Here is a 13,247-nt window from a genome sequence, read left to right as displayed (position 1 = left end):
TTTGGAATTTACACAAAATTCTTTACAGACCCTCATTTTGTTCATGAATTAAATTTTTGATGTTTTTAATAATATTTTCATTTTTTAAACTGACATCACCTAACAGGTTAATTGGTTTTGAAAAAGCTAATTCACCAATTTGTAAATCATCATAAGTGTTTTGATAGAATGCTTCTTTAACATAATAATATGCAATTGTTGTTAAAAATTGCACAATATTTTTTTTGTCAATTTCTTCTGAAAAGTTTTTTACTTTATCTTTTAAATTGATTGAATAATTCAAATTTTTTTGAACATTCATTGTTGGTGGAATGATACTTACCCCACAATTACTTAGCATTAAGGTTATTAATAAAGTTTTCATAAGAGTTCTCCTTTTTAAAATAAGAAATATCATAGTTTTATGTTATGGAAAAATAAGTTAATTTTGAAACGGTAATAACATAAAGTTACATAAATATTATTCCACTTTAATTTTTAAAAACATTTATACAGGAAAAAAAACATTTTTTTATCATAAGAGGGTCTGTAAAGAATTTTGTGTAAATTCCAAACATAACATTAACTTCGTAGTAAGTTAATAGTAAAGAATGGAGATAACACATGAAAAAACAACCAAAAGATTCTTTTGAACAAGGTCTAGATCTAATATTAGAAAATGAAAAAGATTTTTCAAAAATCTTTAATGAAGACAACGATTGAAAAAGTGCCTAGTTATCTTAACCCACAAATAACTAGTTTACGAGGTTTATTTGCTTCTGCAACATTATTTAATCAAAATTTATCCACTTGAGATACATCGCGAGTAACTAATATGCGCAGTGTCTTTTTTGAAGCATCAGCATTTAATCAAGATTTATCTACTTGAGATACATCACAAGTAACGAATATGACATCGATGTTTTATGATGCATCAGCATTTAACCAAGATTTATCTGCTTGAAACACCTCACAAGTTACCACGATGAAACATATGTTTTCTGGTGCATCTGCATTTAATGGTGAACTTGCAAATTGAAACACCTCACAAGTTACTAATATGTCAGCAATGTTTCAAGGGTCGAAAGCATTTGTAGGCGATCTTGCAAAATGAGATACATCAAAAGTAACTGATATGAGCTTTATGTTTTGTTATGCTAAGCAATTTAATGGTAATCTTGCAAAATGAAATACTGCAAGTGTCACCACCAGGAGGTCAATGTTTTTAAAAGCTTTAAAATTCAATCAAGATATTTCTGATTGAAAAACTCTCAGTGTGACTAATATGGGGGATATATTTTCAACTGCGATATCATTTAATCAAGATCTAGGAAAATGAGATACCAGCAATGTGACCAATATGGGCTACATGTTTGATAATGCTCATGCATTTAATCAAGGTCTTTCTAATTGAGATGTTGCAAAAGTTAATTGAAAAAACTTTTTTAGTAATAACAAAAATTGACATGAAAGTGATAGACCATTTTTTAATTAAAGAAGAATAAGGTCGAAATAATAATTAGCTTAAAATTTCTTTAGTTCATTCACATTGTCATGTGAATGAACTTTCTTCTTTTAAAAAAGTTTTCAATTTCCAAATTATGATTGTTAAAAATTTTAATTATTACAAAATAAAAGTAGATTAAGATTTTTCAATTTTGATCAGGAGGTAGAAGATGGATTCTACAAAAAGATGATTTTTTATTAAGCGAACGGCTTAAGCAATTTATTCAATAAATGATTTTCATCAAAATGATAGAACATTAAACAATCATTAAATAATTTTATAAATAAAGGAGAAAGCTAATTATGAAAAAAGATAAAAACAAATATGATGAGTTTTTAAAAATAACATATCAAGCAGTCGGTAGGAAAAGCTAATTTTGGCGATCTTTATCATTGTGTTACTCGGCTAAGATTTAAAATCAAAGATAAAGCTTTAGTCAATGAAGCAGAACTCTTGGCTCAAAAAAAAGACGGATTAGTCAAGGGGATTAATTGGTTGGGTAATGAATTACAAGTCATTATTGGGATGGAAGTTCCCAAAGTCTTCGATGCTTTTAATCGATATTTAGAAACTGTTGCAGACAGTGCTAATCAAAGTAATCTGCCAGTTGATCTGTTTAATCCCGATAATGTTGTCAAAAAAGAAGATTTAAGTTTTGCTACTAAAACATTGAATACTTTAAAAGGATTTATGCTGCCGATGATTCCGGCTGTCATTGGAATGGGAATCATTGTTTCTTTACAAGCAATTTTAGTGTTAGCGAAAGTTATCCCTTCAATTAGTCAAATGACTATTCTTAATCGTGGTGGTAATATTCTTCTGCTTAATAGTTTTTTACAACAAAAAGCAGCATGACTTGCTGGGGGAGGAAATGAAGTCACATTTATCATTGGTTTAATCTTCTACATTGGAGGAACCGGAGCAATGCAGTTTTTAGGTGTTTTAATTCTAATTAATGGCTTTAAATACTTAAAATTAAACCCAGTTTTTGGAGCGGTGTTAGGCTTAATGGTTTGTGCTCCAACATTAATTGTTCAAGGTTGAAGTGTCCCACTTGTTGATGCATGGGGCGGATGAATGAAAATAAAAATTGGTCCAGTGATGGGAAGTATTTTTGTCTTGATTCCAACCGTTTTTTTATTCAAATATGTCAAAATTGTTGTTGATAAAATTGTGCCTAATTTATTAAATAACTTATTTGCTGGAGCAATTGCCTTGTTTATTACCACAATTCTTGTGTTCGTGGCACTTGGTCCAGTGATTGGCATTTTTGAAAATATTTTAGGAAGAGCTGTTAGTTTACTAACCGATATCCCATATGGACTTGGAGTCATGTTTTATGCTTTTGCATGACAATTCTTAGTTATAACTGGAGCTCATGTTGCATTAGTTGTCTTGGTTATGGCGCCATGACTAATTAATTCAACTGCTGGATTTTCAGTTTCAATCCCAATTATGATGGGTTCACAAATAGCTGCCTTTGGACAAATGGGAGCAGGACTTGGTGTGGCTTTCAGAACAAAAGACAAAATGATGAGAAAAACATCAATTGATGCGGCAATTCCATGTTTATTTGGTGTCACAGAACCAATGATTTTTGGAGTTACTTTAATTAAAATTAAAGCTCTAGTTTTTGGTTGTGTGGGAGCAGCAATTGGTGGATTAGTGTTTGGGTTGTTAGGTTCTCCATACTTTAGACAAGGTGGATTAGGGATTTTAGCTGTGATGAATACCATCACAGGTACTCAATCAGAACACAATGGTGGAACTATTGATATTGTTTACACATTATTATGTTTTGGCATTGCTACTTTGGCTGCATTTTTGATTACAGCATTCTTTTTTGAACAAGATTGAAAAGTTAAAACCAAACAAAGCATGAGACGATTAACAAATCTAACATTAAAATACATTGGTTTAAATGGAGTAGACAACACTGAACAAGAAACTCTTAAAAATGAATTAAGTCAAATTGAACATTTGCAAAGTGATAAAATTCATATTAAAAATCAAGAAGAATATTTAAAACAAAATATGAAGTATGATAATTTAATCGCTAAAATGGATAAAATAGAAATTAAATTAATTGGGTTAAAAGAGAAAAATAAAAACCCTCAAGCAATTGAAAAATTGACAAAACACTTAGAGTTGATCAAAAATAAAATTGTGGAAGTGCAAAAATCAATGCAATTAAAATATGAACAAATTTTACCAATCAACAATCAAACAATTGCCTTAATTAATCAAATTTTTGCTACTAAACAACATCACGAGACCTTAATGAACACTAAAAATAATTACATAAATCTTGTTAATAAAATTTATAAAGGTGAGAATCAACAAGAAATGTTGGAAGAAGTTCGCTTAGGAGTGATGATTAAAGAAGAAAGAAAGCAATTAAAAGCAAATGCTCAACAATTAAAACTTGCTACAAAATAATTTTGTAAAATAGAGGTGTGACCATGATAAGGAACAGTACTTATCAAGTTCACTTCTTTTTTAAAGAGAAATGCAAAAATTCTGTTAAAGCATTTTGGAAATATTTTCTAACAAAGAGATAGGAAAATCTAAAAAAATAACAGAAAATAATTATTTTAAGAATTTATCTATTAGAATAATTTAGTAATAAAGAAAAGGAAAAGAGATATGTTTATTAAAAAATTATTGGGAGGACTAACTAACACTATTGTTGTTTTGTCATTCTTCATTATGTTTGCAACATTATTAGGTTTACTAATTTATGGTCTGGTTGCAACATCAGTTCCAACAGAGGCTGAAATAAAAACCTATTTAACTAATCACGAACAATTAATTAATGGTTTAGCAATCGGATTTATTTGTGTTGCTGCTGTGTGTGCATTGTTCTTTGTGATTAAAACTGTGGTATTCATCGTGAGATCAGGGAAAACAATTCTAAAAAGTATAATTTTTATTATTATTTTTGGGGTTTTAGTTGTCGGGGCGCTTGTCATTGGAATTATCATTTATACTAAAGTAACGGGTTCAATTGTTGACTTTACACAATTTAAAGACTTCTTTAATTTCATTGATGGAAAACAACTTTTAGGAGCAACATCTCCAGCAACAATCTTATTAATTACTGGGACTGCCGTTTCTGGATTAGGATTAATTGCTGCTATTGTAAGTTGCTTTAAAGGTAACAATAAACAAGTTGAAGAATCACCAAAAGCAAAAAAAGCAAATAAAGTTCAAACTAAAGCTGCTTAATTTGCAATACAAACAAAAAGACAAGCAAAAAAAGTTGCTTGTTTTTTTCTATAAACTAAAGCTAATTTCGCATTTTTTATCTAAAATTGTTCATCCTTTTGTTTTTAATTTATAATATTAAACGGATTAAGTGGAGAAAATAAAAGATGAATCATAAACCAGTTTTTTTAATTATTGTTGCTGGAGGAACGGCTTCTGGAAAAACTAGCGTCGCGACCAAAATTGCTAACCAAATTTTAAAAGATAAATCTGTTAGTTATTTATCAATGGATAATTACTATAAAGATTTTTCAAATTTAAGTTTTGAAGAAAAACAAAACTTAAACTTTGATCACCCCAATAGTTTTGATGTGGACTTATTAGTTGCTGACCTAAAAAAATTAAAAAGTCGTGTGAAAATTAATGTCCCGCAATATAATTTTGTCACTCATTCTCGTGAAAAAGAATGAATTGAGTTTGCCCCAGCTGATGTTGTTATTTTAGATGGGATTTTAGCTTTACAAATTCAAGAGATTTTTAAATTAGGGGATTTAAAAATCTTTATTAAAACTAGTGATGATATTCGTTTAATTCGCAGATTAGAACGTGATATTAAAGACCGTGGCCGTAGTTTTGATAATGTTATTGAACAATATTTAACAACAGTTAAACCAATGCATGATATTTTTGTTGAACCAAGTATTCAACAAGCCGACATTATTATTCCATTCCATGATGGAAATGAAATTGCCATTGATTTAGTAGCAACTAAAGTTCGTGATATTTTAAGAAATAATAAAAAAGAAGCAGAAAAAATAAATCATTAAAAAGTTGTGTTGGTGAAATCTTGACCAACACAACTTTTTAGTTTTAATGTTCAAACTATCCCAGTTTAACTTACTTAAAGTTTTTAGATATAATTAACTTATCTCAAAAAGATTAGATTAAAGGAGAGTTTATGAAACCAACAAAACCACTAGTCGCCATTACTGGGGCATCTTCAGGAATTGGGAAAGCAACAGCTGAATTATTTGCCGCTCAAGGTTATCCTGTCTTACTCATGGCTCGTCGAGTGCATCTTTTAGATGCACTCGACATCGAACATAAAGTAACTGCTCAAGTTGATGTGACTGACATTGTTCAAATGCGCGACGCCATCAAAAAAGCTGAGGCAATTTATGGTCCAGTTGACTTATTAGTTAATAATGCTGGAATTATGCCAATGGATAAATATGTTGACCAATCCCTAGACGATAAATATGCAACATTAGATGTCAATATTAAAGGGGTTGTTAATGGGATGGATTGTGTCTTGAAAGCGATGAATGCTCGTCAACATGGAACGATTGTGAATTTATCATCAGTGGCTGGTCGTTGAACTTCGATTGATCATGCTTTATATAATGGGGCTAAAACTGCTGTTAATGCAATTACTGAACAAGCACGTCGTGAAAATGGGGAAAACAATGTGCGTTTTATTTTAATTGAGCCAGGTATGGTTGACACTAATTTATTAGATACCACAACTAATCAAGAAGTGTTAGGTGCTTATCTTGTGCATAAAAATCGTTTACAAGGTGGATTAGCAGCTTGTGATATTGCTGATGCTATTTTATACACTTATCAACTTCCGCAACACATTAATATTAAAGAATTATTAATCACGCACACTAAACAAAAAATTTAAACATTAAACTAACACTATTGAGTGTTAGTTTTTTAAAATTTTTAGAACAATTTTTTCATAAGTCAAATAAAATATTATTGAGTGTCAAAAACTCAATGAAGGAGTTAAAAAATGAAAAAAATATTAGCATTACTTGGTAGTGTAGGCATGGTGGGAGCCACTGCTGTGACAGTTGTTGCTTGCAACAAAAGTCAACAAGATATCAATTCAATCAAAAATTTAGATAAAACCTTAGGTTTATTAGAAGATAACAGGACTGATACAATTATCAAAGCTTTTTTACAACAAAATTTCAATAATGATTTTGTTGGGACAGTTGAAGATGATTTTAGAATTGAAGAAAATTCAACAACTAAAACCTCAGCCAAAATTAGCTCCACCAATTACAGTAAAAAGTTTAAAGGTTCAGTTGATGTAACTTTTACAATCATCAAACAAGATATTAGTACGATTAAAGATTTAGATACAACATTAGGGATTTTGGAAGACAATCAAGATCGTACTATTTATCAAGCTTTTATAACGCAAAATGCCGATAAATTAGAGGGGTTAAACCAGACTAATTTTAGCAATAATTCTAGTTCTGTTCCTGATGAGAACGGGAAATTTGAAAAGTATAAAACAAGATTTAACATCATTGATTCAAATAAGTATGTTGGTCAAATTAATATGGAATATTTTGTCAAAAAGAACATTGATGCAATTGGATTAATCAAACACTTTGTATGACCTATTGATCAAAATGATGGAATGATTGGGCAAGAAATTATTAATCTTTTTTTAGAAAAAAACAAAGAAAAAATACCTAGTTTGAAACGTCATAATTTAAGTATTAATGTTAATGAAGAAAAAACATCAGCTGTAATTAGTGTTTTTTCAGATAATTTGTTCTACAAAGGCACTATCACAATCACTAATGCAGCCACTTTTTAAAAATATAATTAATCAAGAATTATGAAAATAAACCAAGATGTTGATTAGACATCATTGGTTTATTTTCAAATCATTTTTACTTTTGTAAAATAATTTTTTAAGTGTCCATATTTTATTTTTACGATATCATTGACAATTTAACAAAAAGTGAGCCCTTTTATTTTATTTATTGTTACTCTTGCTATAATTAAACAAACTCCAACAGGCTCGAAAGGAGAACGAAATTATGCAAAAAAATATTAATTTTTTGGAGAAAATATTTAATTCCATCGCTACCATCTCATTTCTTTTAGCTTTTAGTATTTTATTAGCTTTGTTAATTAATGGTTCAATACCTAATCAACCTTGACAAAACATTATTAGAGAAAAAGATTTTTTCTCTATCAGTTTAACTTTAGTTATTGTTTTGTTGATTTTCACAATTTTTAGTTTAAAAATTAATTTTGTTTTACAGCAATGGCAATTTAAAAAATTTATAACTAAAGGCAATTTTATTTGTCTCTCAAGAATTATGTTTGCCATTGTTTTATTAATTCTTGTTGTCATTATTTTTAGTGATTTGGACAATTTAGAAATTTTTGTGATTCCAATTCCAACTTTGAATTTTGATGCTTTTCAATTAGTCATTTTTTCTAAAACAATTGTGATGCACCTTTTAATTACAGGAATGGTAATTGCTGGTATAGCAACTTTAATGATGATCAGTAGCTTTACAAAATATGAGAATTTAAAATGATTTTTTTATCCAAATAGCAAAATGAGAATACAACAAAATAATGAAAATTTAAATTAATTAGAACAAGTAATTGTTGAAAAGTGGATAAATACCACTTTTTCATTTTCACTTTAAAAATATTACTTTATAATTAATATGTTAAAAAAGGAGATTTATGGCAAAAGTTACAAATACTTATGATGAGAAAAGTATTCAGGTTCTTGAAGGACTAGAAGCTGTTCGTAAACGTCCTGGAATGTATATAGGTTCAACTGATGTGCGTGGATTGCATCATCTAGTTTGAGAAATTGTTGATAATTCAATTGATGAAGCATTGGCAGGCCACGCGACGGAAATTGATGTGGTTTTAGAAAAAAATGGATCAGTTACAGTTTCAGATAATGGACGTGGTGTGCCAACAGGAATGCATTCAACGGGCAAAAGTGCTGCTGAAGTTATTTTCAGTATTTTACATGCTGGAGGAAAATTTGGTGATGGTGGGTATAAAACATCAGGAGGACTGCATGGAGTTGGTTCAAGTGTTGTTAATGCCTTGTCAAGCAAATTTAAAGTAACGATTTATCGTGATAAAAAAATTCACGAATTAGAATTTGAAAATGGTGGGAAATTAAAAACCCCATTAACTGAAATTGGTAATACTTATAAAACTGGAACCACAGTTAATTTTTTACCAGACACTAAAATTTTTCCAATTGTTAAATTTAATTTTTCGACAATTAGTGAACGTTTAAAAGAATCTGCATTTTTAAACTCTGGTTTAAAAATTACTTTAACTGATGCAACGACTGAGAAAAAAATTGCCTATATGTTTGAAAACGGATTAAATGAATTTATTAAAGATTTAACTGAAGAATTCACTCCCATTACTGACACGATCAAGATTGAAGGGACTAGTGCTAAAATCGAAGTCGAAATTGCTTTAAAATATACCGAAGATTATAATGAAACAATTTTAGGGTTTGCTAACAATGTTAAAACCGGTGATGGTGGAAGTCACATCACTGGTTTTAAATCAGGATTAGTTCGTGCGATGAATGATTATGCCAAAAATTCTAAAATCTTAAAAGATAAAGATCCAAGATTGGATTCAAATGATTTGCGAGAAGGATTAACAGCGATTGTGACTGTCAAAGTCCCGGAAAATTTAATTCAATATGAAGGACAAACTAAGTCAAAATTAGGGACCATTGAAGCCAAAGGGGCAACAGAATCAATTACTTTTAGTCATATGAATTTTTGATTACAAGAAAATAAAGTCCAAGCCACTAAAATTATTGAAAAAGCTTTAATTGCTCGTAAAGCTCGTGATGAAGCTCGTAAAGCTCGTCAAGCAATTCGTGATGCGAAAGGAAAAAGTAATTCCAATCGCACATTGCTAGGAAAATTAACTCCCGCCCAAGGTCGTCGTCGTGAAATTAACGAACTTTATTTAGTTGAAGGGGATTCTGCGGGAGGGAGTGCCAAATCTGGACGTGATCGTAGTTTTCAAGCGATTCTCCCATTACGAGGAAAAGTCATTAATTCAGAAAAAACTAAACTTGTTGATTTAATGAAAAATGAAGAAATTAACATTATTATTAATGCGATTGGGGCTGGAGTTGGTTCTGATTTTGATGTGGCTGATGCTAATTATGGGAAAGTTATTATTATGACTGATGCTGATACTGATGGAGCTCATATTCAAACCTTACTTTTAACTTTCTTTTTCCGTTACATGAAAGAATTAATTCTTTCGAAACATGTCTTCTTAGCACTTCCACCATTATACAAATTGACTTATTCTGATAAGTCAATGCAATATGTGTGAGATGAAATTGAATTAGCCAACATTGCTAAAACTGCTAAAAAGAAATTTGAAATTCAACGTTATAAAGGATTGGGAGAGATGAATGCTGATCAATTATGAGAAACAACGATGGACCCAAGTAAACGTAAATTAATTTTAGTTTCTATTGAAGATGCTTTGGCTGCTGAAAATGCTTTTAAAGTGTTAATGGGTGATGATGTAGAAAAACGTAAAGATTGAATTGATATGAATGTTAAATTCACTTTAGAAGATGAGCAAAAAATTACCATCAATGATCAAGAAAGCAAAAGTCAACAACAAGAGGAAGGACAATAATGGCAAAAAAGAAAATTGATAATTCAAATATTGAAAATGAAAAAGGCATTATTAGTCTTCCTTTAGAAGAACTAATGGGTGACCGTTTTGGTCGTTATGCCAAATATATTATTCAAGAACGTGCCTTACCTGATGTGCGCGATGGGTTAAAACCTGTCCAACGTCGAATTTTGTATGCGATGGGAGACTTAGGTCTTTGATTTGATAAACCATATAAAAAATCTGCTCGTGTTGTTGGGGAAGTAATTGGTAAATATCACCCGCATGGTGATAGTTCGATTTATGAAGCAATGGTAAGGATGAGTCAAACTTGAAAACTCAACATGCCCTTAATTGATATGCAAGGAAACAATGGATCAATTGATGGAGATGGGGCTGCAGCAATGCGTTATACTGAAGCGCGTTTGGCTAAAATTGCTGGTTTGTTATTACAAGATTTAGATAAACAAACTGTGACATTTGCCCCCAACTTTGATGATAGTGAAAAAGAACCAACAGTGCTCCCGGCATATTTTCCCAATATTTTAACTAATGGATCAACAGGAATTGCTGCTGGTTATGCGACTAATATGCCACCGCATAACTTGGGGGAAATCATTGAAGCAATTATTGCTTTAATTAAAACTCCAGGAACAAGAATTGATACCATTCTTGCAATTATTAAAGGACCAGATTTTCCCACTGGAGGAATTGCTCAGGGGATGGATGGGATTCGTGATGCTTTTATTACTGGAAAAGGAAAAGTCATTTTAAATTCCAAATGACATGAAGAACATGGCAATATTGTGATTGATGAAATCCCTTATGAAGTTGTTAAACAAGATTTAGTACGTAAAATTGGTGATGTGATCGATAATAACCAAGGTTTAGGAATTCGTGAAGTACGTGATGAAACTGATCGTCAAGGTTTGCGAATTGTGATTGAATTAGCGGATAATGCCAATGTGCAAACTGTGCGTAAATTTTTATTTAAAAATACCCCCCTTTCAGTTTCTTATAACTACAACAATGTTGTTATTGTTGATAAACAACCAAAACAATTAGGAATTATTCCAATTTTATGAGCTTATCTTGAACACTACAAAGAAGTAACTTTATTGAAATCAAAATTTGATTTAAATAAAGCAGAAAAACGGATTGAAATTGTTGATGGATTAATTAAAGTGATGTCTGTTCTCGATGAAGTGATTGCCATTATCCGTGCTTCAATCAACCGTGCTGATGCGATTCAAAACTTAGTTAAAAGTGAAATTGGTTTTACAGAAGCCCAAGCAACAGCGATTGTTGATATGCGTTTGTACCGTTTAACATCAACAGATATTGTGAAATTAAACGAAGAAAAAGCGAGTCTCACAACCCAAATTGCTTATTTAAAATTAATTATGAATAATGAAGACGAATTAAATAAAGCAATGATTCAAGGGCTAAGAGAAGTTAAAAAAGATTATGCCATTCCCCGTCGTACTGAAATTGTCGAAATTGTCGAAAATCTGGAAGTTGAATTTAAAGATACACTTGTCGAAAAACAATTCCATCTTTGAGTTTCTAAAGATGGGTACATTAAAGCGATTGAAAATAATTTAATTGCTAAAAATGAAATGAACACATTTGGTCGTAAGCCAAATGATATGTGAATTACCAATGCCCAAGTTTCCAATTTAGACCATTTACTTTTAATTTCTAATGTTGGAACTTATTATTCAATTCCTTTATATAAAGTCAATATGAGTAAATGAAGAGAAATGGGCATGCATATTAATACATTAGCGACAATGGATGGGAATGAAGAAATTATTTCAGCTTTCATTGTTTCTGACTTTGCACAATCAACCCAACAAATTTTATTAACTACTAAAAATGGAATGATTAAACGTACCCCAATTTATGATTTAGAAACTAAATTATTTACTCGTGCTTTCAAATTAATGAAGCTTGTTGATGATGATGCAATTGTGAGTGCAAGTTTAGTGTCATCCAAAACTCGTCGTGTTGTGATCATTACCCAAAAAGGTTATGGAGTGAGATATAACATTGAAGATGTTCCTGTCCAAGGAACATCTTCAAAAGGGGTGAAAGCTGCCAATCTAAAAGATGATTTCATTGTGGCTGGTAAACCACTTGAAGATGAAGATGATGTGATGATTTTAACTGATCGTGATAATTATAAACGTCTTGATCAAAATGAAATTGCAATTTTCTTAAGACCAAAACGTGGTATGCGTTTATTCCCAGAACGTAAACGTGGACAAGAAAACATCTTAGTTGGATTTGTTGTTAACAATAACGATGTTGTTCATATTTTAGACGAAAATGATGATTATAAAGAACTTATCATTAATGATATTCGTCGCCAAATGGTCACAAGTGAAACTCATGATTCACCAATCAAAGGCATTGTTAATGCTAGTTTAGAAAAAGATTATATTGTGACTAATGGAGATGTCCCTCCTGAATCTTCATCTTCAATTGAAGATGGTGAAGCTTATGTTTCAAAAGCAGCAAAAAAAGCTAAAAACCAAGAAATCCGTGAAGCTAATCGTGGTAAAGTAACTGCTAAAATTACCATTTCCAAAGACGAAAAAGCAGAAGCAGAACAAAAAATAAATGCAGAATTACCGAGTTTATCAAGTATGCTTGGTGATATTAGTTCTGTTTTAGGGAATTTTACTCCTCAAAAACCAAAAGAAAAACCAAAACCAAAACCAGCTAAAAAAGATGATGAAACTAAAAATGTGCAATTAGACTTTGACGACTTATTTGATGATTAATTTCAACATAGAAATTAAGCAAAATAATAAATATCATTTAGATAACTATATCAATAAATACAACAGCCAATACTTAATATTTGTTTGATATTTAAAATAGAGTAGGGTGTTAAAATGAAATTAACAAAAAAATATTTAGAAGATTTAAAATTAAGAGATGCCTTTAACTCATCTCACATCGAAGGTAACACATTAACTTTTGGTGAAACTTATTGTTTATTATTAGATAATAAAACCCCAAACAGATCTGTTAATTTCGTGAATTAAATGAGGTTCAAAACTATGAATTTACTTAAAATTTTATTGAA

11 protein-coding genes and 1 pseudogene are annotated in these 13,247 nt (G+C 30.5%); 11 read left to right on the top strand and 1 reads right to left on the bottom strand.

The window, feature by feature from the left end:
- Nucleotides 1–22: 22 nt before the first annotated feature.
- The gene (locus tag P695_RS0102680; protein WP_028126735.1) at nucleotides 23–364 is read right to left on the bottom strand and encodes a hypothetical protein; all 342 of its coding nucleotides are present in this window, start codon (nucleotides 362–364) and stop codon (nucleotides 23–25) included.
- Nucleotides 365–685: 321 nt separating this feature from the next.
- On the opposite strand from P695_RS0102680, the gene P695_RS05455 reads away from it, so the two are divergent.
- The 11 genes and pseudogenes from P695_RS05455 (at nucleotide 686) to P695_RS06100 (ending at nucleotide 13,206) form a co-directional block, all read left to right on the top strand.
- Nucleotides 686–1,474 carry a BspA family leucine-rich repeat surface protein gene (locus tag P695_RS05455; RefSeq protein ID WP_169728737.1) on the top strand — a complete coding sequence of 263 codons (789 nt, stop codon included), beginning with the start codon at nucleotides 686–688 and terminating at the stop codon, nucleotides 1,472–1,474.
- 360 nt (nucleotides 1,475–1,834) lie between these two features.
- Nucleotides 1,835–1,915 (top strand): annotated as a pseudogene (locus P695_RS06410) (PTS transporter subunit EIIB); the annotation flags it as partial.
- Nucleotides 1,916–1,939: 24 nt separating this feature from the next.
- Complete coding sequence (locus P695_RS0102665; RefSeq protein WP_028126734.1) at nucleotides 1,940–3,925, top strand: PTS transporter subunit EIIC; 1,986 nt, start codon at nucleotides 1,940–1,942, stop codon at nucleotides 3,923–3,925.
- A gap of 207 nt (nucleotides 3,926–4,132) precedes the next feature.
- On the top strand, nucleotides 4,133–4,714 hold the full coding sequence (locus P695_RS0102660) for a hypothetical protein (RefSeq protein ID WP_028126733.1): 582 nt from the start codon (nucleotides 4,133–4,135) through the stop codon (nucleotides 4,712–4,714).
- A 146-nt stretch (nucleotides 4,715–4,860) separates the two neighbouring features.
- A complete protein-coding gene (gene udk, locus P695_RS0102655) occupies nucleotides 4,861–5,520 on the top strand; it encodes a uridine kinase (protein WP_028126732.1) in 660 nt (219 codons plus the stop codon).
- 131 nt (nucleotides 5,521–5,651) lie between these two features.
- The gene (locus tag P695_RS0102650; protein WP_035026315.1) at nucleotides 5,652–6,380 is read left to right on the top strand and encodes an SDR family oxidoreductase; all 729 of its coding nucleotides are present in this window, start codon (nucleotides 5,652–5,654) and stop codon (nucleotides 6,378–6,380) included.
- 111 nt (nucleotides 6,381–6,491) lie between these two features.
- Nucleotides 6,492–7,313, top strand: a complete 822-nt coding sequence (locus tag P695_RS0102645; protein ID WP_028126730.1) for a lipoprotein — start codon at nucleotides 6,492–6,494, stop codon at nucleotides 7,311–7,313.
- Between the two features lie 226 nt (nucleotides 7,314–7,539).
- On the top strand, nucleotides 7,540–8,106 hold the full coding sequence (locus P695_RS0102640) for a hypothetical protein (RefSeq protein WP_028126729.1): 567 nt from the start codon (nucleotides 7,540–7,542) through the stop codon (nucleotides 8,104–8,106).
- Nucleotides 8,107–8,203: 97 nt separating this feature from the next.
- On the top strand, nucleotides 8,204–10,171 hold the full coding sequence (gene parE / locus P695_RS0102635; RefSeq protein ID WP_028126728.1) for a DNA topoisomerase IV subunit B: 1,968 nt from the start codon (nucleotides 8,204–8,206) through the stop codon (nucleotides 10,169–10,171).
- Nucleotides 10,171–12,939, top strand: coding sequence for a DNA topoisomerase IV subunit A (parC, locus tag P695_RS0102630; RefSeq protein ID WP_104207588.1), 2,769 nt, complete (start codon nucleotides 10,171–10,173; stop codon nucleotides 12,937–12,939). Before parE ends, parC begins: the two co-directional genes overlap by 1 nt.
- A gap of 114 nt (nucleotides 12,940–13,053) precedes the next feature.
- Nucleotides 13,054–13,206 carry a hypothetical protein gene (locus tag P695_RS06100; RefSeq protein ID WP_156922732.1) on the top strand — a complete coding sequence of 51 codons (153 nt, stop codon included), beginning with the start codon at nucleotides 13,054–13,056 and terminating at the stop codon, nucleotides 13,204–13,206.
- Nucleotides 13,207–13,247 lie beyond the last annotated feature (41 nt).

This window comes from Williamsoniiplasma lucivorax ATCC 49196 (genome assembly GCF_000518285.1).
GTDB classification, from domain to species: Bacteria; Bacillota_I; Bacilli_A; order Mycoplasmatales; family Mycoplasmataceae; genus Williamsoniiplasma; species Williamsoniiplasma lucivorax.
This window is presented reverse-complemented; position numbering and strand designations above follow the sequence as displayed.